Origin of the sequence: Streptomyces sp. NBC_01304 (assembly GCF_035975855.1) — a bacterium.
Taxonomy (GTDB): domain Bacteria; phylum Actinomycetota; class Actinomycetes; order Streptomycetales; family Streptomycetaceae; genus Streptomyces.
Genome location: NZ_CP109055.1, coordinates 7,567,940 through 7,593,938 on the forward strand (window position 1 = coordinate 7,567,940; position 25,999 = coordinate 7,593,938).

Below are 25,999 nucleotides of genomic sequence, written 5' to 3' on the forward strand. Positions count from 1 at the left end.
GTGCGGCCCTGCTGGGCTTGGAGGGGAATGCGGCGATGGCTGGAGGCGACTGGCAGCGAGACGTGCTGCGCGAGTTGAAGCAGGCCGGCAATGAGCAGCAGCCGGTCGAACCGACCAAGACCGTGCAGCTCGTACGGAAGCCGTCGGGCATGCCTGATGTGGCGCCCGCCGCCCCTCAGCCTGCTGCACCCGCGCCCGTACCGGCACCTGGATCCGATCCGCGGGCGGTCGAGCGGACAACCCCGTCTCCGGCGCAGGCTCCGGTGCCGCAACCTCCAGCGCAGGTCGACCCTCGCACCGCCACGCCGGTCCCTCAGCCGCGTACGGCCGCACGCCCGGCCGCCAGGCCCACACCCCGCGATCCGCGTGTGCCGATGCCGACCCCGGAGTCGGTGCCCACGGTCGACCCGCGCCTGGCCGCGGCCCTGTCTCGCCCGGTGCGTGGCGACTCGGCTGCCCGGCGCACCGGGCGCTCTCTGCGCCAGCTGACTGCCTCTGCCTCTCAGGAGGTGGCCGAGCAGACCCGGCTGGCTAGGGAGGTGCAGCAGCCGGTGACCACGGGCCGGGTCATCGCGGTGACCTCGATCCGTGGCGGTGTCGGTAAGACGACGGTCTCGGCTTTGTTGGCCCGTACCTACAACCACTACCGGCACGACCCGGTCCTCGCCCTTGAGGCGGACGCCGCGCTGGGCACCCTGCCGGTGCGTCTCGGCGCGGAGACGGTGCGCTGGTCGTGCACCGACCTGGCCGGGATCCTTGAACCTTCGATGTTGCTTACGGATGTGACTGGCTATCTGGTGCCGGTCACCGACGGCGGATGGTTGCTGCCCGCCGGGCAGGGGCGGATCGGGCCGCCGCTGGATGTGGCGACGTATCGCACTGTGAGCCTCGCGCTTCGCCGCTACTTCGGGGTGACCGTGGTGGACTGTGAGTCGCTGCCCGGTGATGTGGCGCGCACCGCGATGGCCACCGCGCACGCCCGCGTGGTGGTCGCCCCGGTCACCGCGGAGGGCGTCAACGGCACTCGTCAGGTCCTGGACTGGCTGGCCCGTCTGCCCGAGCCGACGCTGGCCCACACCGTCGTCGCCCTGTCGGAGAGCTCCCCGCACATCCGCCTCGATGTGAAGGCCGCCATCGGATACCTGCGGGAGACCGGGGTGTCCGTGGTGCATGTGCCTTACGACCGGCATCTCGGCGCGGGCGGCCCGGTCATCAACTCGATGCTTTCCCAGGCGAGTCGGCAGGCCGCCGCGCAACTGGCCGCCGAAGCCTTGCAGTTCGCGGTGAGGACACCATGACCCAGCAGCTCATGCATCGGCCGGCCCGCTCCACCCGGCCACCGGCCCCCACGCAGGCGCGCACCATCGAGTCACCGCCGAACCTCCCCGAGGGAAAGATCGGCAACGCGGCGACCGCCCTGCTGCCGATGGCCGGAATCATGGGTTCGGTCGTGATGATGACCGTCATCCGCAACAGTCAATTCGCCGCGATCGGTGCGATCGTGCTGGTCTTCGCGCTGCTTGGCGCGGTGGCGCTGTTCGTGTCGCAGCGCGGCAAGGCGCAGCGCACCCGCCGCACCCAGCGAGAGCGGTACCTGGAGTACCTCGAGGAGATACGCGAGGAGCTCAGCACCGCCGAACGCGAACGGCGCGAAGAGGCCCGGCTGCTCAATCCCGCGCCGGCTGCCCTGTACGACATCGTGCGTGACCCAGCCCGAGTCTGGGAGCGGCGCCGCCTGGACGCGGACTTCCTCGCCGTCCGTCTCGGCACCGGGCAAGTCCCGGTGCAGCAGCTGACGATCGGGCAGAGCGGCGGCAGCGTCATGACGCCACCAGATCCGTTCATGCTCAACGAAGCCCACGCGCTGCTCGCCCGCTACACCTCCACCAGCGCCTTCCCACTGACCGTGCCGCTGGACCGCGCGGGGAACGTCACCATCATCGGCCAGGACCGCGAGGCCGTGCTGCGCGTGGCCCGCGCCTTGGTGGTGCAGACCGCCGCGCTGCACGCTCCCGGCGATGTCGCCCTCGCTCTCGGCGTCGCGGGCGACAGGATCAGCGAATGGCAGTGGGCCAAGTGGCTGCCGCACGTGCTGGATACGGACCAGATGGACGGGCCTGCCCCGGCGCGGCGGATCGCGCCAAGCATGGGCCAGCTGGCCGACCTGCTGCGGACGGATCTGCGACGCCGCGCTTCCTACGCCGCAGAAGTGCGCCGCGGTCTGTCCGACCACCACGCTCTGAAACTCGCCGACCGGCTCCTCGTGGTCAGCGACGAGCACGGCCACACTGCGGCCGAACTGCCCCGCCCCGATGCGGCCGTTGGGCTCGCAGACATGGGTGTCACCGTGCTGCACCTGCTTGAACAGCAGGTGCATGAGCCGGACCAGGTCTCGGTGCGTATCACCGTGGACGGGGACCGGGTACAGGTGGAGGGCCTGCGGGCGCCGGTTGCGGGTGCGGCTTCGGCGTACGGCATCGCGGATGATGTGAGCGTCCCAGGCGCCGACGGGCTGGCGCGGATGCTCGCGCCGCTGCGGCTGTCGGCGGAGTCGGTCGAGGACGGCACGCCGGTGGCCGGGGCGGTGGACTTCCCCGGGCTGCTGCACGTCGATGATCCGGCTGCTCTCGACCTGGCCCGCCTGTGGGCTCAGCGGGGTGAGCGGGATTTTCTACGTGTCCCGATCGGCGTCGACGACCGCCATCAGCCCGTCCTGCTCGACCTGAAGGAATCCTCCGAGCTCGGCATGGGCCCGCACGGCCTGTGCGTCGGGGCGACCGGCTCCGGCAAGAGCGAACTGCTACGCACTCTCGTCCTGGCCCTGGTCGCCACGCACGCGCCGAAGGACCTGGCGCTGGTGCTGGTCGACTACAAGGGCGGCGCCACCTTCGCGCCGTTCAACCAACTCCCGCACGTCGCCGGGATGATCACCAACCTGGAGAACCAGGCCGGCCTGGTCGAACGGGTCCACACCAGCCTCGCCGGGGAGGTCAAGCGACGCCAGCAGGTCCTCAAGGACGCGGGTAACGTCGCCGACATCGGCCACTACACCGCCCTGCGCGAGCAGAAGCCCGAACTGGCTCTGGACCCGTTGCCGCATCTGTTCGTGGTGATCGACGAGTTCGGTGAACTGCTCACCGCCAAGCCCGACTTCATCGACCTGTTCCTGTCCATCGGCCGGATCGGGCGTTCCATCGGCGTGCACCTGCTGCTGTCCAGCCAGCGCATCGAGGCCGGCAAGCTCAAGGGCCTGGAGACCTACCTCTCCTACCGGCTCGGCCTGCGCACCTTCTCCGCGGACGAGTCGCGCACCGTGCTGGACACCACCGACGCCTTCAACCTGCCGCCGCTGCCGGGCTTCGGCTATCTGAAGGTCGACACCTCGACATACGAACGCTTCAAGGCCGGATACGTCTCCGGCGCCTACCGCGGCCCCGCCCTGCGCGAGAAACCCAAGGACGAGCCGCTGGCCTGGCCCTATCCCACCTTCAACACCCTCGGCAGCGCCGATGCTGCGGTGACCGACGAGCCGGCGATGCGGGAGCGGGAGACCGGCCCGAGCGTCATGTCGGTCATGGTCGACCAACTCGCCAAGGCCGCCGACCCGGTGCGCCGCATCTGGCTGCCACCACTGCCCGACGCGATCTCCTTGGACGCCGCCGCGGGTCCGCTGGATGTGTCTCCGCGCGGGCTCCACCTCACTCGGCGCCCCGGCCCCCTGCAAGTGCCGCTCGGGATCCTGGATGATCCGGCCAAGCAGTGGCAGGGCCTCTACAGCCTGGACCTGACGGTCTCCGGCGGGCATGTGGCGCTCATCGGTGGCCCTCAGTCCGGCAAGACCACTACCCTGCGCACCCTCGCCTTGTCTCTGGCTCTGACGCACACCCCGCGCGAGGTCGCCCTCTACGGACTCGACTTGGCCGGCGGCGGACTCGCCGCGCTCGCCAATCTGCCGCACGTGGGTGGCATCGCCGGGCGCGCCAACCACGAGCGGGCAGCCCGCACCGTCGCTGAGGTCCGCACGATGCTGAATGAGCGCGAGGAACTCTTCCGGACGCACGGTATCGACTCCGCCGAGCAGCTCCGCCACCTGCGCACCCAGGGCAAGCTCCCCGAGCTGACTGCCACGGACGTGGTCTTGCTGATCGACGGGTTCGGCGCCCTGCGCGATGAGTTCGCCGATCTTGAGGACGACATCAACGATCTCCTCAAGCGTGGCGGCGGCTACGGCATCCACGTGGTGGCCGGCATGCTCCGCTGGAATGACGTACGCATCGCGACTCAGGCTTTGTTCGGCACCCGCGTCGAACTACGCCTCAACGACTCCGGCGACTCCTCCATCGACCGCAAGCTCTCGGAGACCCTCAGCGCGGACGAGCCCGGCCGGATCCTGACTGACGGCAAGCTCTTCGCGCACGTCGCCTTGCCTCGCATCGACGGCCGAACGAGCACCGGCGACCTTGCCGCGGTCCTGGAGGCGGCGGCGGCCTCGGTGCGTGCTACCTGGCACGGCGATCTCGCGGCCCCGGTACGGGTGTTGCCCACCCAGCTGGCTGCGGACAGGCTGCCGGGCCTCGCGGCCGAACCACGCCGTGTCCCCATTGGCGTCGACCAGGACGTCCTCGCCTCGGTCACGTTGGATCTGGAAGGTGTCGACCAGCACCTGCTGGTCCTCGGCGACAGTGAGTGCGGCAAGACCAACCTGCTCAAGCTGATCGTCGAACAGCTCACCGCCCGCTACAGCGACGAGGAACTGGTCTTCGGTGTCTTCGACCCGCGCCGCGGACTGCGCGGCCTGGTCCCCGAGCCCTACCGCGGCGGCTACGCCTACAACACCAACCTCGCAGGCGCCTTGGCCACCGGCATCACCACTGAACTGGCCAAGCGCATGCCGGACGAGAGCGTCAACCACGACACTCTCACCGACCTGTCGATCGGCTTCACCGGGCCGCGCATCGTCATCCTCATCGACGACTACGACATCCTCACCACCGCGAACCAGCAGCCCCTGCAGCCCTTCTTGCCCTACATTTCCTCGGCCCAGGACATCGGCCTGCACTTCGTCCTCGCCCGCCGCGTCGCCGGCCTGTCTCGCGCCCTGTACGAGCCGTTCCTGACCACGCTGCGGGAATCCGGCACCACGGCCCTGCTCATGACCGGCGAGCGCACCGAAGGACAGCTCTTCCCCGGCCTGTACGCCAGCCAGCAGCCGCCCGGCCGCGGCACCCTCATCCGCCGCGGGCGCCGCCACCAGCTCATCCAGACCGCCCTCGCCCCCAACACGCAGGAAGCACCGCGCTCGTGACCAAGGACATCGTCGCCCTCACCGAGAAGATGCCCGACCCCAAGGCGATCCTCATGGGCCTGTACGCGGGAGGCCCCGACCTCGACGCCGAGGCCCTCCACGATGGCGCGGTCATTCAACTGAGCACCCCCGCCGGGCGCCCCCTGCTGGCCGTCGACGCGCCCGTGCTCATCCACGTACCCGGCGAGACCGCCCGCCTCCTGGGCGGCGACACCGCTCTGCCGGATGCGCCGGTGTGGTGGACCGAGGTCCGAGCCTCCACCGCAATTCCCGAGGCGGCACGCCTGGCCGCCTCCTTCGCCGGGCGCCTCAACGCCCTTCGTGGTGGGACGACTTGGCCGCTGGGCACCGCCACTGTCGAGGCCGTCGAGCTCACTCTGGAAACCGCCACCGCCGCCGCCGCGGCCCTTGATGAGGCGCAGCTGTCTGTGGATGTGCTCACCGAGCAGGCTGCCGTCATCATCGACGACCGCCCGCTCATCGCGGCGACGACCCACCTCACCGACGTCCTTCGCCGTGCGGCCGACGCCGAGCTCGCCCTGCAGATCGTCACCTCACCCGAAGCCCGCCTCACGCTGCCCACTCGGGTGGCGCTCGGCGGGTACCCCAACCGCTGGGTCGTCCGCGATGAGGCCTGCGGCTACTACGACGGTCTCTCCGGCGCCGTACTGCGCTGGCAGCAAGGCCAGTTCAGCCCGTTGCGTACGCCGGAGGGGGAGGCCCAGGTCGCCGAGGCCTTCAAGGGATCTGGTGCGCTCGCCACGGGGGAGCGTCAACTTCTTCTCTCTCTGCGCACCTGCCATGCTGCCGTTGACGACCTCACCCTGGGCTCATCGCTTGAAGCCTGCTGGATGGGTCTCACCGGCACCTCTCCGGCTGGCTGGGGCACGGCGGAGCCCATCAACCTGCCTTGGTCCACACGTAAGTTGACTGAGCTGGCCCGTGGCCGGGCCCCCGAGCCCAGCTGGCTCGCCGTGGTCGGCCACCCCGACCGCCCCGCCCTCGCCACCCTCACCGTCCGCAGAACCTCAGCCGGCGTCGAGGAGGAAATCACCCTCGCCCTTGGCTACGGCCCGGACGAAGAACTGCCCCTGGACGCTCTTGAGCCCCTGGCTGCCACCCTCGCCGCCGAGCATGGACTGATCACCCTGCTCACGAACCTGCGCAAGGCTCGCCGCGACCTCACCACCCCGCCCCACCTGGAGGCCCCGCCGCTGCCACTCGCCTTCACGATCGGCGCCGACCAGGTCGAAGAGGTCGGCCTTGACCGGGCGATGCGCCCGCCCGTGAGCCTGACGCCCACCCAGCTCGGTTCCGAGCGGTACCCCGCGCTGCATTACCCGCTCGGAGACGGCAGCGACGCCGAAGCCTGGAGCCGTCTTCAGATCCTCACAGAGCACCTCAAGGCGAGCTGAAGGCGTGCGTGTGGAACCCCGTCATGGCGGTTATCGGACGGGCGGCCTATGGGTCGCGGCTGGGATCTCGCTCGGTGCGGTGGTGGTGGGCTCGGGGTGGGCCGAGTTCGGCATGATCGAGTTTGACGAGCGGTGCAGCCAGGGGCTGATTGAAGGGCCGGGCCGGCTGCTGCGGGTGCGGGATCAGGCGTTTCCGCCAGCGACGATCTGTGAGTTCGAGCGGGGAGAGGTCTCCTCGATCGGTGGTTCAGGACTGCTCAGCGTGTTGCTCTGGGGCAGCTTGATGGTCCTGGTTATCTGCCTGTTCGTCGCGCTTATCGCGGAGTGTTTCGAACCGCGCCTTGGCAGCGATCTCGTGGCGCCAATGTCCAGGGTCGAGAAACTCCGCCGCACGGCGGCGGCGTTCTTCGTGACCGGCTCTGGGTTCCTCATGTTCTACGCATGGGCCGGATGGAAGCTATTCGCAGGCCCGTCGTCGGTCTGCTCTGCAGGAGCGGACTGGGGATTTCATCCGCCTAGGACGCTGGAGTACAGCTTCTTTCCACCTCAGGCGACCTGCCAGTACGCCAGCGGCGAGAACTGGAAGATCAACCCGGATTGGGTGGCTTCACTGGCAGTGGAGTTGGCCGTTCCCGCTCTGATAGCGGGAGTTGGCTTCGTGCTCGCGTGGCGCCGCTGGCGTTCGGAGCGGCGGACGACACGCCTGGGCAGTGTCTCAGCGGCACCGCCTGAGGCTACTGCGCCCTGACGGGAGGCGTCTCTACGCTCCGGGAGTCGGCGCGGGGGACCGGATCTGCGGTGGCCCCGCGCCGATTGAACTGTGTCAGCTCAGAGTGAGCTGCTCCGGGCCGTTTTGTGGGAAGCGTCAGATCGACGTGCAGTTCGATACGGAACCGCTCCCACGATGACCACGACGTCTCGTACAAGGAGCCGTTGTAGGCGGAAGTGTGGAAGGCGTTGTTGACGTTCGTCTGCAGCTTGCCGACCGGGATCGTCAGTGGTCTTCGAGGTTCTCCTGGCGGTCACGAAGCTGTGTGGGCACCCGTCCGCGTAGGGAGGGCGGGTGCCTATGTGTCACCGCTTCCTGCTGGCGTTCAGCGGTAGCTTCACGTACACGTTCACGCTTGCGTGCTGGTCACCCTTGTCGCCGAGGCCGTAATCAGTCTCAACGCGGTCCACGACCAGGGGCGCCGTGTTGTGGAGGGTGATGGTCTGCCCAGGGTGCGGGACAGGAAGGGGCCCTTGGAAGATGGCAAGTTCAACCTGCTCACCGTCTTGCTCGTACATGAAGACGAGGGACTGCCGGGTTGCACTGTAGTCCCATGTCTCCACCACCTTTTGATGCTCGGCAAGTACGTCGTCGATCTCGCTGGGTAGTTCACGCACGCTCTTCATCCTGTCAGGTTGGAGCCTCGCCGCCAGCGTAGACGTGGTGGGCGTAGGCGGGGGAGTCGTCGGCTGCTCGGAGTCCCTTGTCTGGCTGGACGTCACTGCAGTGTCAGCTGTTCCGGCCCGTTCCTGTCGTTGCGTACTGCTGGTAGTGGTGGTGATTTTGGGACAGCGCGGTTGAGGCGCAGCCACCATCCGAACTGCCAGTTGCGGCAGGTGCGGTACAGCTTCGAGTTCCGCTGGGGTGCGTCAGGCGGGATGGACTGCTCGCCCCAGCCGAGGATGGGGCGAGCGTTTTGGAGCTTCACGCCGAGGCCGGGCACGAGCGCGTCACCCTCCCATGTCTCGCCCGCTGCGTACTCGAAGGCGAGGTGCGCGTTGCGCGACCAGTCCCAGGGGATCGGCAGCGCACACAAGTACCAGGCGGCCGGCGGATTGACGGTTGGCAGGTGGATGGTCTGCCGCCGCTGGTGAGTGTTGATGTGCGGTCTGTCGCACTCGCCGAAGGTCTTCAAGCAGTGCTGTGTGAGGTCGAGTTCGCGGATGCCGGCCAGCCACATGATGCGGTAGCTGTCTCGTGCTTCTATTTCTACACGGACCCTTTCCGAGTCCGCCCCCAAATTCATACTCTACCCCTCCAGGTTGGAATTCCTATCCTTGATCAATTCTATCAGAATTGAAGAAATTCCCTCGTGCTTGTTGTGGCGGAATTCGTTCGGGTAGGGCATATTGAATTCTTCGGAAAATGCTCGCTCGTATTCCTCGATCCGTAGGGCGCGGGGGCGCTTACAGACGGCCTTGACGGTGGCCCTGGTGGTGTCGCTGATCTGTACGTCCTCGAAGTACCGGGACAGTAGGCCGAGTAGGGATTCGGGGGTGTGGTAGCGGATTCGCTGCCACTTGCCGCGTACGAACCGCATGTCGACGTTCTCGCTGTCCAGGAAGGACAGGCGGGTGGAGTCGCGGCTGATGGAGTGCTCGGAGTTCTCGTACGCCATCTCGCGTTCCAGGTTGCGGGTTCCGATCAGGACTTGGCCGTCGGCGGCGCAGAGTGCGTTGACTGTGGTGAGGACCCAGTGCTGGTAGTCGAGGCTGGTGGTGGCGTTGATGACGGAGTCGAGGACCACTACCTCGTAGAGGCCATTCTCCTTCAACTCGCGTTCGATGCTGCGGATCTGGCCGACGATCGTGCGGATGTCGACGGCGTACTTGCCCTTCAGGGTTCGGTAGGGCTCGTAGTCGTGGATCTTGTAGCCCTTGCTACGTAGGTGTCGGGCGTAGTCGCCGTGCCCGGCACCGAAGTCCACCACTCGGTCAGAGGTGGTCAGCCATGGCAGGACGAGGCGCTCCCACACCTCGGACTTGTAGCGGACCTTGTCTGCCTTCGCCTTGGAGGAGTGCTCGCGCAGCCGGTTGGGCTGCACGATGTGCTGGTTCCATACAGGGGCCTGCTCTTCGAGGCCGGTCCAGTCGTAGACGCCGTACTCGCCGGTGAGGTCCTCAACGAGCTGGCCGGCGTCGAAGGACGCGCAGGTCCAGGCGAGGATGTCGAAGCGTTGGGCCTTCGCGACGGCCGCGTACTCGGCGTTCAGAACGATGCGGCCCTGGTCGTCGATGACCACCGACCCCCACGGCCCGTGGGCGGCGGTCATGAAGCCGATCGCCTGTTGGAACGGCAGGTTCTTCGACTCCTCAACTTCGATGGTCTGCCATGGAATCCAGCACCACTGGCCTATCGGACCTGGCTCCGCGTACACAACCGAAGATTCGGTCTCGACCCGGTTGTGCAGGAGGTTGAACTTGATCTCGTCCTGCAGGCGAACCTTCTGCGGCAGGACCATCGCCGGCGTCGTGGTCTCACCGATCGCCTTCAAGCCCTTTGTCCTCTGGTGGCCCGCGACCAGAGTCCCGTCCGCATTGAGGATCACCGGCTTCACGACACCGTGACGGCGCAGGGACTCCTGCAGCCGCACGAACGACTCCTCGGACAGGCGCCGAGGGTTGTAGTCCGCCGGCCGCAACTTCTCCAGCGGATAGGCGGGCTCAAACCGTACGTCGAGAGGGTTCACGCGACCGCTCCCTCTTCGGCGCGGTGCTCGTCGTTGAGGACGTGCCAGCCGAATCCCATGTCGGAGTCGTGGTCGTCGACGAACCGCTTGTAGAGCGCGTCCAGGAGCTCAACCTCGGCCTGCGTGATCCGCACGCGCGTGGAGGACCACTGCATGTATCCCCACTGCAGGTAGTCCACCGTGGCGGCTGCGCCCGTGTCGGCACCGTCAGACGGCAATTCGATTGGCGCGGGCAGCGCGGTCTCGTCAAGGAGCCGGTCGAGGTGGTCCTGGTCGTAGCCAGTGCCCTGAAGGTCCGGGAGTTCGGTGAGGATGTCCGCCAGGAGAACGCTGTCGTACCCGGCGAGATCGCTGGTGCGGTTGTCGACGATGACGATCTTCACCGCGGCGTCGTCGTCCACGTCGAGCCAGGTGACCGCGATGTCGCTCCAGCCGAGATGCTTCGCGGCCTTGAAGGTGTGGTTGCCGGCGAGGATCTCGTTCGGACGCCCAGTCAGCGACCCTCGGTTGACGACGATCGGCCGATACTGGCCGTGGGCGGACAGAGACTCAGTGATCGAGTCGAGGTCGCCCGTACGTGGATTGCGGTGATACGGATTCAGCTCGTCGACACGAACTGCGAGCTCTGCGAGCGAGGCCGGTATGCGAGTGGGTGTGGACATGAAGCTCCAGCCCCACGCCCATGATCGAGCCTAAGTGATCAGGTGGCCCCCGGGGCGCGCACGACGTGAGGCCCCTGCCGGCCTCACGCGAGCAGACGGAAGGGGGATCGAGCTTCCGCTCCGGCTGCCGTTCAAGTGAGGTCGCCTACGGATCCGCGGCGGGTGTCCCTCGGACTCTCAGGCAGGATGCCGCTGACAGCAGCCCGCTGAGGATGCAGAGCTCTGTCGATCACATCGAACCAGTCTGTCCCGGCCAGCCAGTGCTTGCTGCTCAGATGGACGCTCCAGTCCAACAGCGCGACCCAGGAACGGACGCGTTCGACCGCAAGCTCGCAGGCAAACGCGGGGGCGGTGCCGCACGTGTGATGACGGACCGCCCACTGCACTGGCCGGGTTCCGGCTGAGGCGTGGAATACGGCGTAGTCCGCGCTGCCGGATTCTCTCCAGGCGCGTAGCGCCCGGTCTGCCGCGTCGGTATCAACCTCCAGCACGCCGTCACCGTCCTGAACGAGGCCCAGGCAGTGATCGCACACTGCTACGAGTTCGTGCGTCATGCTCCCGGTATACCTCACTAAATACTGCAGGTGAAAGCAGGTGTGGTGCCGCAGCGGATCGACGAACTACTCAGTATGTTGGCCAGGCAGCCGCCTGCGCCCCGCGTGCAGTGCCCCGGCCGACAAGCTGAAATCTCATGACACCGTGTGGGTGCGCCGACCGGCGCACCCACACGGTGGCCGCGTCAAGAATCTGAGGTATCGCTGTCGTCGTCCCCTGAAAGGTCTCCGACAGCTTCTGCTTGCTGGTCTTCGGGTAGCGCGGTGCGTCGATACTGCGGGTGGTCGAGGTCCATCTGCTGAGCCGCGTGGAACGGGTTCGGTTGGCGTATGTGAGCGGCTGGTGGGAGAGCCTGGCGGTAAGCCACTTGAGCCTCAAGGTTGATTGAGGTCCTGAGCCCTCACGCTGGGACGTGTCGACCCGTCCCGCTCACATTTCCGCGCCGGGCAGCAGATCCGCCTCGGCGGCGGCAGGTTTTCTAGCTGACCAGCGGCGGATGACTCCTGACTCGACGACCAGGGCGTCGGCAACGAACTCCTCAAGGAAGCGTAGTGAGCCGACGGCGCCGGCAGTGGTGGTGTGTGTGGCCAGCCACTCCAGCAACGTTTGCAGGGCATCGAACTGGTCGGGGTGTATCTCCTGGCGCGCGGTCAGTGCCCAACCCCTCGGTCCACGCGACAGCTCTGCGAGAAGCAGCCCGCCGATCCGCGATGCGGGTTCTCGTATGCACAGCAGCCCGTACGCCTCCGAATCGAGGCCCGCTGTGGCCTCGCCGGGGACTTGTCCCAGGTGCCACCGCAGGAAGTTCAGATCGTCTTGCGGTAGAGACTTGGGAAGGTCCAACGACAGTTGCAGCTCGAACAGATCACTCATGCCGGAACACTACGGCGGCACTTCTCCCGAGGCATCAACAGGGCCGCCGGAGTCGATAGCCGGTCTGGACCTACGCCCCTCACACTGCCGAACTCCACGGTAGACACTGCTGTTGATGACTGGGGTCGGGCCGGAAGGGGGCTCAACATGGGGCCTGCGAACCTCCACCACGCCGCACACGCGTCAGGGCGTCGTCATGCAGCGCGGCTAGGGTTCCGGACGGCACTGGTTCGGGGCTGCCGGTTAGCGTGTACCACTCCTCGGCGCCGGTGTACTGGATGGCGATGTCCGCGCGTCCGTCGGGCCGCAGGCTGGTGGCGACAGTGAGATCGCCGGTGATGACGCCGACCTCGTCGGTCATCGCTCCGCCGCGCCCGGCGATCACCTCGTCCACCAGCTGCTGCGGCTGCCCTTCGTGACCGGTCTGGTTGTCGTCACTCATGCGCTGCAGGTTTCCAGCATCTCGGTGAGCATGTCCTTCTCGGCGTCGGTGACCGACAGCTCGTATGTCGACTTCACCGAGACCCAGGACCGCCCGTACGTGCACCAGTACGCCTTGGCTGGCGGCTGCCATTCATCCGGGCCTTGATCGCCTTTGGAGCGGTTAGAAGGCTGCGGACACGGCGAGCAGCTGTGGGTGGGTCAGGTCGTTGGCGAAGGCCTTGCGCCGGTCGGGTGCTTGTCCCATCTGCCAGGACCATGCGAAGTCGATCAGCCGGACGCCGCGTGGGGGGTGGATGCTGTGGGAGGGCTGGAGATCGGTATGAACCCATCCTCGGGCGTGGAGGATGGCCACAGCCTGGCACAGTTCGATAGCCGCGGCGACGGCCTGCGCCTGGCCCTCCGTGTGCTTGCGCACGGGTGTGAAGACCTCCCATGTTGACGGCCCGTTGAACCATGGGGTGACGAGCCACGAATCGCCCTCGTAGTTGCCGGATGTGACCTCGTACTCAGGCAGGTCGAGGGCCTCGAGTGTCGTGGCTTCCCGTGTGGTGACGGCTTGTCCTTCGCCGTAGCCGATCTTCACCGCTACCGTGCCGGTCGGGCCGGTCGCCTTCCACACGGCGGAGCCTCGCCGGTCAGTGATCTCCTTCAGGTCGGCACGGCCGCCGCAAGCTGCTTCGGCTGCAGCGAGGGCTTGGGGTGGACAAGCAGAGAACTCGACCATGCCTTTACCGCCTGCCAGTCGTTGGGGGGCTTCGCGAACACATCCCGCCCATCGTCTACTGCGATGGCAGGGTGCGTGAGGGACAGCAGCGGACGTGTGTTGTCAGTGGGGCCGGTGAGAATGGCGTGATGACTCACGCCATACCTGTGCCGCTGCCGTCCGCGCTCATCGACCATCACGCTGTCGATCTGGGCCGCAAGCCCACCAGCGGCTGGGGCATGAACGTCAACGACGTCGCCACCGCGCCCTCCGGCGAGATCTACGCCCTCTCCAACGTCTACCGCCACACCTACGGCACGGCCGAGGACGAAGCCGACCCGGCGAAGGCGGACTTCGGCTACTCGCTGGTGAACAAGTACGCCCCGGACGGCACCCTGCTGGCCACTGCGGTCTCCGGGCAGCACGAGTTCCTGCCCCAGGACACGACGTTCGGTGGCCCCACAACAGGGCTGGGCCGGGGCCTGTGGTGGGCCAAGGGACTCTGCGTCCTGCCCGACGGGACACTGGCGGCCACCGGACCGGGTGACCAGACCCATCTGGTCACCGCAGACCTCACGGCGGTGACCGCGCACCACGACATGCCCAGCCGCCGCCACGAGGACGGCCCGCGTGACCCGTTCGCCTCCTGGATCAGCACGACCCCCGCCGGACGGCTGCTGTGCACGACCGGCGAGTACGGGCTCTACAACTACGGCAACCTGCTCGACAACATCGTGGCGATCACCGACCAATCCCTTACCCCGACCTCGAAGCCATCGCTGCGGGCCCTGGCATCCATGGAGGCGGAACCCGTCAAGCACACCCAGGCCGACCTGCGGCCGGGCGTTCTGTTCAATGGGAAGCCTGTCGGCATGGATCATCGGCCGCGGCCCTCGCTGACCGAGCACCTCACGGAGCTTGAGCAGACTGCGCGGCAGTGGGATTGGGACGATGCCCGGCTCGGCCGGCCCGCGGTGGTGCGTGAGGATTTGTTCGTCGTCCCCGTCTATGGGCACATCTATCGGGGCGGCAGTCGCGGCCAGCGGTTCGCCTTCGTCCTGGTCAGCGATGAGGGCGAGTTCGTCGGCCAACTCGGAGGCATGCACTTGCACCGCGACAGCCCCTTCACTGGCTTCTGCTTCGAGATTGCCGCCGACCCGGTACGCGAGCGGATCTACCACCTCAACCGGTACGGGCTGTTCGCCTGGACGGCCACCGGAATCCGAGCCCAACGCCTGGACCTGGAAGACAAGCGGTACAAGTTGCTTAAGCACTTCACGCTCGTGGACTGCACCCCCGCGGGCGAGCTGATCCTCGTTCACCGCACGCAGCACCTGCTGCTCCGTATCGCGTGTCCTGATGCTCTCGGTGACCTCGGCCAGGCGGTGGAGGATGCGCTGCGCTCCTACGCCAGGGAGCGCACTGCCCTCAAAAGGCAGTGGCAGCCGGTGAATTGGCACTGGGTCGACAGCACGGCTCCACTGCACCGCCTCTGATCGCGTAGCGCGGCCGGGCTCGCGCCGTGGGACGCCGCCCTTGCTTTCGATGGCATTTACACCGCCCGGCCCACGTCATGGAGGTTGTGGCGGCTTCTCATGCAGGAAGCGTGACTCCCGTTTGCGGGCAGTGGACCGAACCGGGGGCTTGAATGGAGCGGGAAAGGGACGGAGCGGCCTGCCCGGTCATGGTTCTCCTCCGGGGGCCGCCTGCTCCGGAAGCGTCCGTGGGTATCACCCGAGGTCCGTAGCCTGGTCCTCGAGCGGGGCCCGTTCGGTTCGTGAGACTTCGTATCGGCGCCCCTTGGCTGACGCACAGTTGGGCTGCCGATATTCCAGTGGCGGCGGCTGCGCGCCGTACGCCACGCTCCACTGTGACCATCTTCTATCTGGTGCAGCATGCGGAGAAGGAACACCAACTCGGGGATCCCGGCCTCACTGCTCTGGGCCGGCGACAAGCCACTTGGACGGCGAGGTGGCTACAGGACATGAGGGTTGGTGCCGTGTTCAGCAGCCCGCTGCGGCGGGCGCGGGAGACGGCGCAGTTCATCGCGGTGGCGTCGGGACTTGATGTTCAGGAGGATGCCCGGTTGCGCGAGCGGATGAACTGGTCCGATGACCAGCCCGTGGGAGCGTTTCTTGCTGACTGGGCGGCAACGGTCCGGGATCGGGATCATGTTCCCCGCTCCGGAGACTCCTCGCGGCATGCTGGCGCGCGTTTACTCGGGTGCTTGACCGACCTGGCGGTCGAGCGGGGGCCGGTTGCTGTGGTGACGCATGGAGGGGTCACGGTGGATCTGCTTCGCACCCTCGTCGGGGACGAGGTGCTGCCGGACAGTCTGCTGCACAACGGAGTCCCCTCGTGCGCGATCACCACGCTCGACGGCGTGGCCGTTGTCGACATCGCTTCGCAGGCACACCTTCGATAGGGCGCCGAGGGCTGCCTACGGCTGCGGGATGGCGCCGTCTGGAAGGCCGTGGAGGGTGGCTGCGTGCCATGTTTCCGGCTTGAGGAACGACAGGGCGGCTGGGGCTGAGGTGCGGATCTCGTTTTGGCGGGCTTCCCAGTCTTGGCTGTGGTCGGTGCGTGCGTCGCAGCCCCAGCAGCCGTCCTCACCTTCTATGTGGCCCGCCATCCAGGCGTGAACAGCCGTACTGAGTACGACATCGAAGACGTCTTCGCCCTTGTGCAGGTTCCGGGCAGCGGTTGCCAGGACGACGCCAAGTTCTGGGCACTTTCGGGGCGGCAGGGGAGCGAGGGGATTCACGTTGATCACTTTCGGGGGGTTACTGGTGGTGGTCGCCGATGTAGCGGGCGTAGACGTCGGCTGTGCCGTCCTCTGCCGTGCGGGCTTGGGCTTCGAAGGCACCGCCCGGGCGGAATGCTGCGTGCCTGCCGGTGCGGATGCGGTAGCTGAGGTTGGTGGCCCGGTTCCGGTTGCCGACGTTGGCTATGTGTGCCCACTTGCCAAGGTGCTCGCGGAGGGCTGCGGCGGTGTCGTACGCGTCCTGGTTGACGCGGGTGACGGGCAGGGGTTCGAAGCGGGCGTGCATCAGGAGTCTCCCGGGCTCATGCGGGTGGTCTCAGCGAGATGGCGGATCTTGGAGGCGATGGCGAAGTGGTCGTCTGCCAGGTGCTCACAGAGCATGTCGGCGAGGCGGGCGATCTCTTCCAGTGCCTGCTCGGCATTGAAGGGCGTGCCCGTGGGCGCGCTCTGACCGTGTGCCGCTGCATCGAGGGTGTGGTGCGGCGAGTTGAGGGTGCGGTCAGAGTGCGTCATGAGCGTTGTCCTTGATGAGGTCAGCGGTTGTTGCAGCGGCAGGTGTTGGTGATGGTGTTGAACCAGCTGTCGCAGGAGTTGCACCACATGGCGCCAGGGGTGGGCGGTACTTGAGAGTGTCGCTTGGTGCGGTCGATCACAGGACAGGTCACCTTTTCAGAGGTTGTCGGGGAGTTGGGCGCGGGGCCCGTTGGGGGCGAGGACGGTCACTATGTGGTCGAGGTCCTTGGGGCGCCACAGAGCGGCCTCGAAGCCGCACGCCGCCAGGTGTGTGAGCCAGTCGCGCTGGGCCGGGCGCAGGCGGCCGGTGTCCGACTTGAACTCGGCGAAGATCGTGCGCCTGGTCTTGGGGTGTCCGTAGACCTCGTCGGGCCATCCGGCGTCGCTGCGCTGTGAGTTGTGCGTGTGGTAGGCGAGTGTCCAGCCGCGGAGTGCGGCGATGTTGCGGACGTGCCGGCGGAACTGTTCCTCGGTCACGCGGCAGCCGTCCGGTGTGGCCGTGGGGCTATGGCCTCTTCGAGTGCGGCGCGGTGTGCGGCAGCGTCCGGATCGGGATTGCCCGGAATGCGGAGGAGGGTCGAAGGGTCCGGCAGGTTGGGGCGCCGGTGCTGTTCCTTGAGGAGTTCCCGCAGTGGCTGGCGGGTCGTCTCCTGGAGGATCGCCTCGAGGGGGCGGCCGTACTGCTCGACGATGAGGGCCCGGTGCACGGCTTCGTCGACGTCTTTGCGTAGGGCCTCGTCGTGTCGGGTGTTCGTGGCAGGCATGTTCGGGGTTCTCCGTGGGTGGGCCGGGACCCGCATGGGGGTTGCGGGTCCCGGCCGGAGGGGTGGCCCGTATCTGACGGGCCGTTCTGGGCGGGCGGGGCGCGGGGGGTCGCTGCCCGTCCAGAAGTCGGGTGGGTGGTCGGGCCGTGCCTGGGCTCGACAACGATCACGAACCTAGCACGAGTTTCTATCGTGACCTATTTCGGGTGGGTTTTGCTCAGTCGGTGATGGCGAGTTCGTCGTCGTGGTAGGCGAGGGGCTTCGGTGCGCCGTCCCACTGGACCATGTTGAGCTCCTCGCCGGTGATCGGGTCGTGGGCGTGGTTGACCACGTGCCCGCATACTCGGAGCCCCCCGGTGGGGGCGGACTTGACGGGGGTGACGGCGGTACGCATGGCGAGGCTCATGAGCGGGCTCCTTGCTGGTCAGTTGGTGTGCGCGAGGGTGTCGAGTGCGTGGCCCCATTCGGCGGTCAGGGGTTCATCGAATGAGCAGCCTGCGCCGGTGTCCTCGAAGTCGGTGGCACGCCAGTCCATGGGGGTGCCGGAGGTGGGGCGTTCGAAGTGCTGGATGCCGCCTTCGGGCAGTGTGATGGCCAGGCGGGTCACTCCTGGTGGGGCTGCGGATGGTGTGACGCGGGTGCCGGTGGTGAGTGCCTCGTGGGCGAGGGCATCTCCGAGGTTCATGAAAAGGCTTCCTATTGGTTGCGACCTATTTTGAGTCAGCAGAGCGAGGCGAACCCGTCGCAGGTCGAGCAGGTCTCACCTGATCCCGGCTGGGTGCCGTCGGTGCAGTGTGGGCAGGGGAGGCGGCGGCCTGTGCCGTGGCAGTGGCCGCATTCCCGTTGCCGCTCGTACGGGCCGTGGTAGTACGTCACGACGGCTGATCCTTCGCACTCGTCGCACTCGGGGGCGGTGACGCCGAGGATTTCGTAAGCGTCCGCGACGGTCGGAGTGGCGAGCATGCTGGTCCTTCCTGGTCGATGGTGGGAGGCCCCCCCTTCGCCTTATAGTCCAATTCTACTCTTCATTTGGGGGGTGTCCAGCTCCCCGAAGTGGCCTCGATCACAGCCGACTTGCCGAGAGCGGCGCCAACCTGGCGCGGCAATCGACCGGCAGCCATGATGCCCAGCCATGGACACCGATATCCGGCTCGCGGGACCACACGACGCTCAAGCCCTGCACCAACTACAGCTCACCTTGGACCAGGAGTCGCAGTTCATGCTCCTGGAGTCAGGCGAGCGCGAGCTCGATGCCGAGCGGCTTCGCACGCGGCTGTCCGATGCTGCGAACCCGTCCTACACGCTGATCGCGTTCAGCAACGGCGCGGCGGCTGGCTACGTAGACGTTGGGACCGCTCCGTACGCCCGCGCCCGCGCAACAGGGCATGTGGTCATCGGCGTTGCTGCCACGCATGCGGGCCAAGGAATCGGGCGGGCCCTGCTTGTCGCCGCCCGCGAGCAAGCCCTGATCCGGGGGCTGCGCCGACTGGAACTGACTGTCATGGAGCACAACCGCCGTGCTCTCAACCTGTACTTGACGTGCGGCTACCAGATCGAAGGACTGCGCAGGGACGTGCTCACGGTCGATGGCAAGCCGGTCAGTGAGTACTACATGGCGCTTCTACTCGCCCCGGCCTGACGGTGAGGTCCGGGTTGCGTGCCGGGCAAGGCGTCGTGACCCGGTTCGATGCTGGTGACGGTGCTGTCCAGGTGACAGGGTGCGGATCCGCCCTTGTGCGAGGTTGTTTCCCCCGTTGTCGGAGGACTTACGTCACGTACGCGTTTCGGTGCCGGCTTCAAGCTCTGAGCGTGTCCGGCGGTCCGAGGATGCTTTCGACATCCGCGATCCGAGGATCATCGGTGTGCGCAGTCCACCTGGCAGTTGTTCCGCAGGCCAGGGTGATCTCGATTGATGCCCTCACCACGTCGGTGCCCTGCAGCTCGGTGGTGCCCTCGGCCTGATTCGTCATATGCGAACTCCTAGCTTTCGTTGGCGGGCGTACGGAGTCGTCGGTCCCCCGGCTGTGGCGGTAGGGGTGTTCACGGCTGGCGGCCGCCAGGGCCGAAGGCTGTGATGACTGCGTGGCGCAGCTCTGAGAGCAGGGCGTACGTGTGGATGGCCGTCTCGCGGCCGGTGGCCGACTGGTGGACGTACGCCTCGATGTGGTTGTTCCAGCCGAATCCGTGCGCGAGCAGGGAGGCTTCGGTTGCCTCGTCGCGGTCGGCTTCGGAGCGTGGCGCGGCTACGACGCCGTGCTCGGTGTCGATGGTGACCACGTACATGAGGGTTCTCCAGGCGGGGTGGGGTGGTCAGAAGAGCTGGTCCTGGCCGTCTGTGGCGGCGGGGGAGTGAGGCCGTGAGCCTCGGACAGCCGGTGTCCGTACGGGTTCGCCGAAGAGAGCTTGGGTGCCGGTCTGGTCCGGGGTGGCCGGGATGCGTACCGGGCCGGTGGGGACCGGCAGTTCGAGGGGTGCGTCATGGTCGAACTCGGCGTGCTGCATGGCCGTCCAGTCGCGGCCGGCCGAAGTATCGGAGCTCACTTGGCGGCCTTCTTGCCCCGGCCTGTTGTCTGTTCGTTGAGGCGGTCGCGGGTTTCCAGGACGGCGTCCGCCCAGTCGCGCACGAGTGCGGTACCGGCCCGGCCTGCGGCCTCTGCGGCTGTATGGCCCTCCTCAAGGGCCTTCAGGTAGCGGGCCGCGGTGACCTCCAGGACGTTGGAGGACGTGAAGCTCTGGATGAGGCGATCGATGTCTATGCCGTGCGTGTGGCTCAGGGCCTTGGCGGCGAAGGCGACGATCATGCCGACGTCTTTGCCGAGCTGGTCAGCATGGTCGGGGGTGAGGGGCGCGCTGTAGCGCATGAGGAACCTGACTCCTGTGCAGTAGCGGGATGCGGAAGGAGGGCGGCACGGCGGTTGCGGCTGTGCCAGCCGGGGTGCGGGCACGGCTGCCCGCCCCCCCCGGAGCCTGTGGTGGTCAGACTGCGACCGGCTCGCGCCCGGTGTCGCACGCATCCTCGGCGCCGCCTGCCTCCTCGGCGTTCTCCGCCTCGGCTTCCGGGTTGACGGTGACCATCTGGCGGGCTTCGGCGTGCGCCTTGGCCTGCTTGAGCTGGAACCGTGCCTTGGTCAGGGACTCGGCGACCCGGTCGAGCTGCTCCAGGCGTGCCCCGACCTGCGTTTCGAGGCTTTCGGCGAGCTTGAGCGGTTCGGTGCGGGCGATCTCGTCGAGGAGTTCACGGACCTGCTCGATCTTGTCGAGCGTCGTGCGGGTCTTCTTCTGTGCGGCCGCGCGCTCGGTGCGCTGCTCCTCGGTCATCGCCTCGACGACCATGAGGACGGCCTGGTCCTGCTGCTGCTTCATCGCGTAGGCGAAGTGCACGATCTCGTTGTCGCCGCTGAACTCGCCGCGCACGAACTTGCTGAGGACGGAGCCCTGGTTGGCGAGGTTGAGGGCGGCGATCTGCACGGCCGCCTGCGTGCCGATCTTCCCGTCCTGAACGAGCTGCTGTACCTCAAGGCGCAGGTCGAGCAGGGCGAGGCGCAGCTTGACGTAGGTGGTGGTCTTGGCGAAGTCGGCGGCTACCGACTCGATGGTCGCTCCCTCTTCCTCGTCGAGGATGCGCTGGTAGCCGTGGGCCTCCTCGAACGGGGTCATGTCCTCGCGAGTGACGTTCTCGGACATGGACCGCTTGAACCGCTGGAGTTCGTTCTTCTCTGAGGTGATGTTGGCGCGGATCTTGGTGCGGCCGAGGATCTGGTGGGCGCGCCAGCGGCGTTCACCGGCGACGATCTCGTAGCCGCCCTGCTCGTTGTCGGGGCGGACCTCGATGGCCTGCATGAGCCCGTAGTTGTCGATGGACGTGGCGAGTTCGTTGAGCGCGTCCTCGTTGAAGTACTCGCGCGGCTGGCGCGGGTTGCGGTGGATCTGGCTCATCTTGAGGACGCGCTGCACGGTGGCTCCAAGTAGATAGGTGGTGAGTTTCCCTGCCCTCACCTTGTAATAGAATTCTACTCTTTTCGAGGGGGGTGTCCAACCCCGGCAAACCCCCCCGGAAGTGACCTCGATCACGCCCAACTCGCAGTCCTGGCCTGCGGAAGTGCCTGTAGGCACCGGGCAACTCCCGATGCCTACAGGCGGATCTGTCCCTACCGTGCGGGCGCGTGGCCGCCGAATGCATGCGCACGCCACCTCTGGACCTCGGCAGGTGCGCTTGCCGCGACGGCGCCGTAGCAGTCCTGGCGGATCGGGCAGATGCTGCACGCGCGCGCTGCAGTCTCGGCTGCCATCGGCTCCCCGTTTTCCCCCGCCTCCAGTGGCTGTAGGGCGCACAGTCCACTGCTCCACGAGATGGGCTGTGCGGCCCGGTCCGGCTCGCGGTGCAGACCGCTGAGCACGCGGACGATCTTCGTGCTGTTGTTATGGCTTCTGCCCGGCCCTTTCGGGCTGGGCAGCTTCACGAGCGCCGCGATGCGCTGCGCGTCAATCACTTCGCCCCCTTGCAATGGCGGGGCCGACCCCGTGTCCGGCTCCCGCTGTGGCGGCTGCCCCTCGCGTGAGGGGCAGCCGCCGGCCCCAAGGCCCGGCCCCCGCAGCCGCATCGGGCGGCTTACCTTCCGGGTGGATGGGGCGGCAGGCTCAGTGCCCCATGCTCACGCCGCCGTCGACGGGCAGCACCGCGCCGGTGATGTACGAGGCGTCCTCGCTGGCCAGGAAGCGCACAGCTGCGGCAATGTCCTCGGGCCGTGCCGTGGTACCGAGCGGAATCTGTGCCAGCAGGGCCTTGATCCGCTCCTCGGGCAGGGCCGCGATCATGTCGGTAGAGGTGAGGCCCGGTGCGACGACGTTGGAGGTGATGCCGCGCGAGCCGAGCTCGCGGGCGAGGGACCGGGAGAATCCGATCAACCCGGCCTTGGAGGCCGCGTAGTTGGACTGGCCTGCCTCGCCGAGCATCGCGACGGCGGAGGAGATGAAGATCAGGCGCCCGGAGCGGGCGCGCAGCATGCCGCGGCTGGCGCGCTTGGCGACCCGGTATGCGGCGGTCAGGTTCGTGTCGACGACCGAGGTGAAGTCATCCTCCGTCATGCGCAGCAGCAGGGAGTCCCGCGTGATGCCCGCATTCGCCACCAGGACCTCGACCGGCCCGTGTTCGGCCTCGACCTGCTTGAAAGCCAATTCGACCTGCTCCGGGTCGGTGATGTCGCACTGCACCGCAAGCAGCCCGTGGCCGGCCGGAGGTTCGCCGGAGCGGTAGGTGACCGCAACCCGGTCTCCGCTCTCGGCCATCGCTTTGGCTATCGCGAAACCGATACCTCGGTTGCCTCCGGTGATGAAGACGCTGCGGCCCATAGGGGGGTCACCTTCCAGGTCGACGCTGACGTGAAGCCGCCCCCAGGCGCATCCGGTCGGGAGCGGTATCTGAGGGGCGGGCGGCAGGGGGTGCCCTGCGTGCCGGACACCTTGCCCGGTTTTTGGTTACTTAGGTCGGACCTGTCACTGCCGGTAGCGGTACTGCCGGTACTGGCACTGTCGGAAGCAACCCACCGAGGTCGCCTATCTGCCTGTTTGTCCATATATGGATGAGTGGCCGGCGATGGCCCGTGAAGTCAGTCAAGGGCAAAAAGTGCGTTAAGGTCTCGTTAATCTTTTCGAGCTTGTTACCAAATGGGGGACAAAAGACCATGCCCACTGCCCTGCCGCCGATCACCCGCATGCTCCGCACCTGGCGCACGCGGCGAGAAGCCAAAGCCGTACCCGGCTTCACCGAGCGGTACGGGCAACGCCACCGAAAGTGCCTCACCCAAGCCGATATAGCCCTGCTCACCGGCGTCTCCGAAGGCTGGTACCGCAAGCTGGAGAACGGCGTCGAAGAGAACTACAGCGACGACTTCCTCGAACGCGTCGCCCGCATACTCGGCCTCAACGACGCCGAACGCACCCACCTCTTCTTCTTCGCCACCGGCCACGAACCCGCCCCCCTGCAACGCCCGGACGCCAGCCGCCTCGACCCATCGATCACCGACCTCGTCCACGCACAGCAGTGGCCCGCCTACACCTTCGGCCTCGACTGGGACATCCGCGTCTTCAACGAAAAGGCTGGCCGGGACTTTCCGTTCATGCACCACGGCATCAACGTCATGATCTGGGCCCTCACCTACCCCGAAGCCCGCTTGCAGCTCCTCGACTGGGAGGAAGTGTGGGCCAAGCCCATGGCATCCCAACTGCGGCTCGCGGCCAAGGCCAACCCGGACAATCAGCGCCTGGCCGACGTCATCGACGAAATCAAGGAACGCGACGAGACTGCGCGGAAGATCCTCGAAGAGGACCACACCGCCATCACGCACCCTGACGGTGACATCAGGCGCCTGCACCTTCCCCACCGTGACGGGGTGTTCGAGGTCGAGTTCATCACCCTCGCCCGCATGCGCAACGAGACCAAGCTCATGGTCGTCATGCCCGCCGGCGACTATGCGCTCGCCAACACGGCCATGCCCTCCACCAGGGCCAGCGTGCCCGACGGCAACCCAGGCACCCCGGCCTCCGCATAAGCGGCCGCGGTCTGCGTGAACAGCCGCTCCGGATGCGCCCAGTTGCCAGCGTGATCCGCCATGACCAGGCGGGCCGCATCGGCCAGCGGCACCCCTGCCTGGGCGTGACGATCGGCCGCCTCCGCCACCGCAGCGAGGCGGTCCCTGATGTCGGCGACACCGCTGCGTCCGATCACAGGGCCGTGCCCCGGAACGAAAGTGTCCGCGCCGGTCGCAAGGAGCTGCTCGCACGCCATTACGCACGCGGACAGCGACTGTGACCACACCACCATGTGTGATCCGTTGAAGAGGGCATCCCCGGCGAAGACGACCCCGTCCTCGGGGATGTGCACCGCAACATCCCCGGCACTGTGCCCCGCCCCCAGGTCGATCAACTCGGCCAGCGTGTGCCCCACCTCGACCTCCAATCGCCCGGCGAAGGTCCGGGTGGGGCCCGTGACCGTGATCCCGGCGAAGTTGAACTGCCCGAAGTGCCTTTCTATGTATGAACCCGCCGGAGTTGAGCCGCCCGCCCGGCACAGAGCGGTCAGCTGCCCCGGCCCCATCTCATGGCAGGCGTGCTGGGCGGAGGAAGCCGAGGTGATGATCTCTGCACCTGGAAGGAGCTGATTGCCCCACGTGTGGTCCCCATTGGCGTGGGAGTTCACCACCGTGGAAACCGTCGTGCCCGGGAGCTCTGCCGCTACGGCATCCAGCAGATCACGGGTGGCGGCGAGCGTGAACTGGGTATCGACCAGCACCCCTTGGTGGTCGCTCGCGACTACACCGCTGTTGCCGTAGCCCCAGTCGGGCCGGTCATGCACCCACGCCCACGCCGAGTCGGACAACTGCTTCAGGGCGGGGCAGGACACCACGGATCTTCCTGTTCTGTTGAGCAAACACGGCTAAACGCCGCAAAGCACCCAAATCATAGGAAACCGTTAGAGGAGGTAGTGCACGGAGGTCAGGCAGGCGGCCTGCGCCAGTCGATGAGAACCCGCTCCCTCGGATCGCGGAGCTTGCCGCGTCCCGCTGCCAGCACCCGAACCTTGGCGATCTCGAGCCGCACCAGCGCACGCTGAGACGCCCGCGGAGCCGAATTCCACCACTCCACCAGGCTCGCGACGCCGTCAATCGGCAGGTCGATCATCTGCTCCAGGAACCGCAGACGGTTCCTGGATTCACGCAAGTCATCCTTCGTGGCCTTCTCCGCAGCCGCGTACGCGGCCGGCACGAGCGCGTCCCGCATACCCCGCAGTTCCTCGAACCGCCGCACCGCCCCGGCAATGTGCTCTTCGAGCCGCTTGGCCTCGGCCCGCATGTCAGCCAGCAGCCGGGCCAGATGCTCCTGTGCCCCCGGCCGCATCAGCTCAGCGAGAACCGCCTCGGCGACCGTGTCTTCCAAACGGTCGGCATTCATCCTTACCCGCCCGCACGAGGCCTGCCCCGCCCGCGGAGGCGGACACCGATAGGACGGGTCGGCGTCGCCGCTCACCCGCGTCCCCACCATGTCGTACTTGCACTTGCCGCACTCGGCCCCGCCATGAGTGAGCAGGTAGTCGAACGCCTCGCGCGCTTGGGGCTGTTGGCTCTTCTGCTCGACAAACAGGGCCTGGAGACGGAAGTACTCGTCCGGCGTCAAAACGGTGGGGCCGAAGTCCTCGACCGGGTTGCCCTCGTCGTCGAGTCCGGCCATGCGGGGATGGCTGAGCACACGGACCAGAACCTCCGGGGTCCACTCGTTACCGAGCGTCGTGCGATACCCCTGTGCGTTTACCCAGCGGCAGGTCTCTGCCTTGTTCTGCCCGTTGAACAGTCTCGAGGTGGCCTGACGCAGGGCGCTGGCCTCCTCGGGATGCAGACCACCCCGACGGCTCAGATAGCCAGACAGCCGTGCCATGAGTCTCCATCCCATCGCGAGCCGATCGCCTGCCCATTAGCGACCGCATAGCTCCGTAATAGGTCACGATATCTGGACCTCGGAGGCGCAGAGGCTCCGATAGGCCTGATTGCGCA

32 protein-coding genes and 1 pseudogene are annotated in these 25,999 nt (G+C 67.1%); 8 read left to right on the forward strand and 25 right to left on the reverse strand.

Features of this window, described 5'->3' with window-relative positions:
• Positions 1–35: 35 nt before the first annotated feature.
• Genes OG430_RS33580 through OG430_RS33595 form a run of 4 tightly spaced genes read left to right on the forward strand, consistent with a single transcriptional unit; the run spans position 36 to position 7,468 of the window.
• Positions 36–1,298, forward strand: coding sequence for a hypothetical protein (locus OG430_RS33580; RefSeq protein ID WP_327356403.1), 1,263 nt, complete (start codon positions 36–38; stop codon positions 1,296–1,298).
• Positions 1,295–5,305 carry a type VII secretion protein EccCa gene (gene eccCa / locus OG430_RS33585; RefSeq protein WP_327356404.1) on the forward strand — a complete coding sequence of 1,337 codons (4,011 nt, stop codon included), beginning with the start codon at positions 1,295–1,297 and terminating at the stop codon, positions 5,303–5,305. The genes OG430_RS33580 and eccCa overlap by 4 nt, the downstream gene beginning before the upstream one ends.
• Positions 5,302–6,720 carry a DUF6177 family protein gene (locus OG430_RS33590; RefSeq protein WP_327356405.1) on the forward strand — a complete coding sequence of 473 codons (1,419 nt, stop codon included), beginning with the start codon at positions 5,302–5,304 and terminating at the stop codon, positions 6,718–6,720. Before eccCa ends, OG430_RS33590 begins: the two co-directional genes overlap by 4 nt.
• Before the next feature lie 10 nt (positions 6,721–6,730).
• Positions 6,731–7,468 carry a hypothetical protein gene (locus OG430_RS33595; protein WP_327356406.1) on the forward strand — a complete coding sequence of 246 codons (738 nt, stop codon included), beginning with the start codon at positions 6,731–6,733 and terminating at the stop codon, positions 7,466–7,468.
• Between the two features lie 326 nt (positions 7,469–7,794).
• Here the strand turns inward: OG430_RS33595 and OG430_RS33600 are convergent, their stop codons facing one another.
• The 8 genes and pseudogenes from OG430_RS33600 to OG430_RS33635 all read right to left on the reverse strand — a co-directional run.
• A complete protein-coding gene (locus OG430_RS33600) occupies positions 7,795–8,106 on the reverse strand; it encodes a hypothetical protein (RefSeq protein WP_327356407.1) in 312 nt (103 codons plus the stop codon).
• A gap of 101 nt (positions 8,107–8,207) precedes the next feature.
• Positions 8,208–8,735: a hypothetical protein gene (locus tag OG430_RS33605; RefSeq protein WP_327356408.1), complete on the reverse strand. Its 528-nt coding sequence runs from the start codon at positions 8,733–8,735 to the stop codon at positions 8,208–8,210.
• A 3-nt stretch (positions 8,736–8,738) separates the two neighbouring features.
• A complete protein-coding gene (locus tag OG430_RS33610; protein WP_327356409.1) occupies positions 8,739–10,178 on the reverse strand; it encodes a methyltransferase domain-containing protein in 1,440 nt (479 codons plus the stop codon).
• Entirely contained in the window at positions 10,175–10,840 is a 666-nt protein-coding gene (locus OG430_RS33615) for a ParB/RepB/Spo0J family partition protein (RefSeq protein WP_327356410.1), read from the reverse strand. Before OG430_RS33615 ends, OG430_RS33610 begins: the two co-directional genes overlap by 4 nt.
• 131 nt (positions 10,841–10,971) lie before the next feature.
• Positions 10,972–11,394: a hypothetical protein gene (locus tag OG430_RS33620; protein WP_327356411.1), complete on the reverse strand. Its 423-nt coding sequence runs from the start codon at positions 11,392–11,394 to the stop codon at positions 10,972–10,974.
• Positions 11,395–11,824: 430 nt separating this feature from the next.
• Positions 11,825–12,268 carry a hypothetical protein gene (locus OG430_RS33625; RefSeq protein WP_327356412.1) on the reverse strand — a complete coding sequence of 148 codons (444 nt, stop codon included), beginning with the start codon at positions 12,266–12,268 and terminating at the stop codon, positions 11,825–11,827.
• A gap of 142 nt (positions 12,269–12,410) precedes the next feature.
• On the reverse strand, positions 12,411–12,710 hold the full coding sequence (locus tag OG430_RS33630) for a hypothetical protein (RefSeq protein WP_327356413.1): 300 nt from the start codon (positions 12,708–12,710) through the stop codon (positions 12,411–12,413).
• Positions 12,707–12,938, reverse strand: a pseudogene (locus OG430_RS33635) (HNH endonuclease); the annotation flags it as partial. The pseudogene OG430_RS33635 and the gene OG430_RS33630, both read right to left, overlap by 4 nt.
• 626 nt (positions 12,939–13,564) lie before the next feature.
• Between OG430_RS33635 and OG430_RS33640 the strand changes: the two are divergent.
• Entirely contained in the window at positions 13,565–14,911 is a 1,347-nt protein-coding gene (locus tag OG430_RS33640; protein WP_327356414.1) for a hypothetical protein, read from the forward strand.
• Between the two features lie 374 nt (positions 14,912–15,285).
• Complete coding sequence (locus OG430_RS33645) at positions 15,286–15,840, forward strand: histidine phosphatase family protein (protein ID WP_327356415.1); 555 nt, start codon at positions 15,286–15,288, stop codon at positions 15,838–15,840.
• A gap of 15 nt (positions 15,841–15,855) precedes the next feature.
• Here the strand turns inward: OG430_RS33645 and OG430_RS33650 are convergent, their stop codons facing one another.
• The 8 genes from OG430_RS33650 to OG430_RS33685 form a co-directional block, all read right to left on the reverse strand.
• Positions 15,856–16,188 (reverse strand): hypothetical protein, encoded by a 333-nt coding sequence (locus OG430_RS33650; protein ID WP_327356416.1) that lies wholly within the window; start codon positions 16,186–16,188, stop codon positions 15,856–15,858.
• A gap of 10 nt (positions 16,189–16,198) precedes the next feature.
• Positions 16,199–16,465: a hypothetical protein gene (locus OG430_RS33655; protein ID WP_327356417.1), complete on the reverse strand. Its 267-nt coding sequence runs from the start codon at positions 16,463–16,465 to the stop codon at positions 16,199–16,201.
• Positions 16,465–16,692, reverse strand: coding sequence for a hypothetical protein (locus OG430_RS33660; protein ID WP_327356419.1), 228 nt, complete (start codon positions 16,690–16,692; stop codon positions 16,465–16,467). The genes OG430_RS33655 and OG430_RS33660 overlap by 1 nt, the downstream gene beginning before the upstream one ends.
• A 156-nt stretch (positions 16,693–16,848) precedes the next feature.
• Positions 16,849–17,169, reverse strand: coding sequence for a VRR-NUC domain-containing protein (locus tag OG430_RS33665; RefSeq protein WP_327356420.1), 321 nt, complete (start codon positions 17,167–17,169; stop codon positions 16,849–16,851).
• Positions 17,166–17,456, reverse strand: a complete 291-nt coding sequence (locus OG430_RS33670) for a hypothetical protein (RefSeq protein WP_327356421.1) — start codon at positions 17,454–17,456, stop codon at positions 17,166–17,168. The genes OG430_RS33665 and OG430_RS33670 overlap by 4 nt, the downstream gene beginning before the upstream one ends.
• A 217-nt stretch (positions 17,457–17,673) precedes the next feature.
• The gene (locus OG430_RS33675; protein WP_327356422.1) at positions 17,674–17,862 is read right to left on the reverse strand and encodes a hypothetical protein; all 189 of its coding nucleotides are present in this window, start codon (positions 17,860–17,862) and stop codon (positions 17,674–17,676) included.
• Positions 17,863–17,880: 18 nt separating this feature from the next.
• On the reverse strand, positions 17,881–18,141 hold the full coding sequence (locus OG430_RS33680; RefSeq protein ID WP_327356423.1) for a hypothetical protein: 261 nt from the start codon (positions 18,139–18,141) through the stop codon (positions 17,881–17,883).
• Between the two features lie 35 nt (positions 18,142–18,176).
• Entirely contained in the window at positions 18,177–18,419 is a 243-nt protein-coding gene (locus OG430_RS33685; protein WP_327356424.1) for a hypothetical protein, read from the reverse strand.
• Between the two features lie 169 nt (positions 18,420–18,588).
• Here OG430_RS33685 and OG430_RS33690 point away from each other — a divergent pair, with 169 nt between their 5' ends.
• Positions 18,589–19,095, forward strand: a complete 507-nt coding sequence (locus tag OG430_RS33690) for a GNAT family N-acetyltransferase (protein ID WP_327356425.1) — start codon at positions 18,589–18,591, stop codon at positions 19,093–19,095.
• A gap of 157 nt (positions 19,096–19,252) precedes the next feature.
• On the opposite strand, the gene OG430_RS33695 is transcribed toward OG430_RS33690, so the two are convergent.
• The 7 genes from OG430_RS33695 to OG430_RS33725 form a co-directional block, all read right to left on the reverse strand.
• A complete protein-coding gene (locus OG430_RS33695; protein WP_327356426.1) occupies positions 19,253–19,426 on the reverse strand; it encodes a hypothetical protein in 174 nt (57 codons plus the stop codon).
• A 70-nt stretch (positions 19,427–19,496) separates the two neighbouring features.
• Entirely contained in the window at positions 19,497–19,739 is a 243-nt protein-coding gene (locus OG430_RS33700) for a hypothetical protein (protein WP_327356427.1), read from the reverse strand.
• A gap of 27 nt (positions 19,740–19,766) precedes the next feature.
• Positions 19,767–19,997, reverse strand: coding sequence for a hypothetical protein (locus tag OG430_RS33705; RefSeq protein ID WP_327356428.1), 231 nt, complete (start codon positions 19,995–19,997; stop codon positions 19,767–19,769).
• A complete protein-coding gene (locus OG430_RS33710) occupies positions 19,994–20,317 on the reverse strand; it encodes a hypothetical protein (protein WP_327356429.1) in 324 nt (107 codons plus the stop codon). The genes OG430_RS33705 and OG430_RS33710 overlap by 4 nt, the downstream gene beginning before the upstream one ends.
• A gap of 115 nt (positions 20,318–20,432) precedes the next feature.
• Positions 20,433–21,452: a ParB/RepB/Spo0J family partition protein gene (locus tag OG430_RS33715; protein ID WP_327356430.1), complete on the reverse strand. Its 1,020-nt coding sequence runs from the start codon at positions 21,450–21,452 to the stop codon at positions 20,433–20,435.
• A gap of 152 nt (positions 21,453–21,604) precedes the next feature.
• Positions 21,605–21,946: a hypothetical protein gene (locus OG430_RS33720; RefSeq protein WP_327356431.1), complete on the reverse strand. Its 342-nt coding sequence runs from the start codon at positions 21,944–21,946 to the stop codon at positions 21,605–21,607.
• Positions 21,947–22,094: 148 nt separating this feature from the next.
• Positions 22,095–22,805: a beta-ketoacyl-ACP reductase gene (locus tag OG430_RS33725; RefSeq protein ID WP_327356432.1), complete on the reverse strand. Its 711-nt coding sequence runs from the start codon at positions 22,803–22,805 to the stop codon at positions 22,095–22,097.
• Between the two features lie 332 nt (positions 22,806–23,137).
• Here OG430_RS33725 and OG430_RS33730 point away from each other — a divergent pair, with 332 nt between their 5' ends.
• Positions 23,138–24,004, forward strand: a complete 867-nt coding sequence (locus OG430_RS33730) for an MmyB family transcriptional regulator (protein ID WP_327356433.1) — start codon at positions 23,138–23,140, stop codon at positions 24,002–24,004.
• On the opposite strand, the gene OG430_RS33735 is transcribed toward OG430_RS33730, so the two are convergent.
• Complete coding sequence (locus tag OG430_RS33735; RefSeq protein ID WP_327356434.1) at positions 23,923–24,858, reverse strand: MBL fold metallo-hydrolase; 936 nt, start codon at positions 24,856–24,858, stop codon at positions 23,923–23,925. The two genes, OG430_RS33730 and OG430_RS33735, sit on opposite strands and share 82 nt — an antisense overlap.
• A gap of 89 nt (positions 24,859–24,947) precedes the next feature.
• Positions 24,948–25,883, reverse strand: a complete 936-nt coding sequence (locus OG430_RS33740; protein WP_327356435.1) for a recombinase zinc beta ribbon domain-containing protein — start codon at positions 25,881–25,883, stop codon at positions 24,948–24,950.
• Positions 25,884–25,999 lie beyond the last annotated feature (116 nt).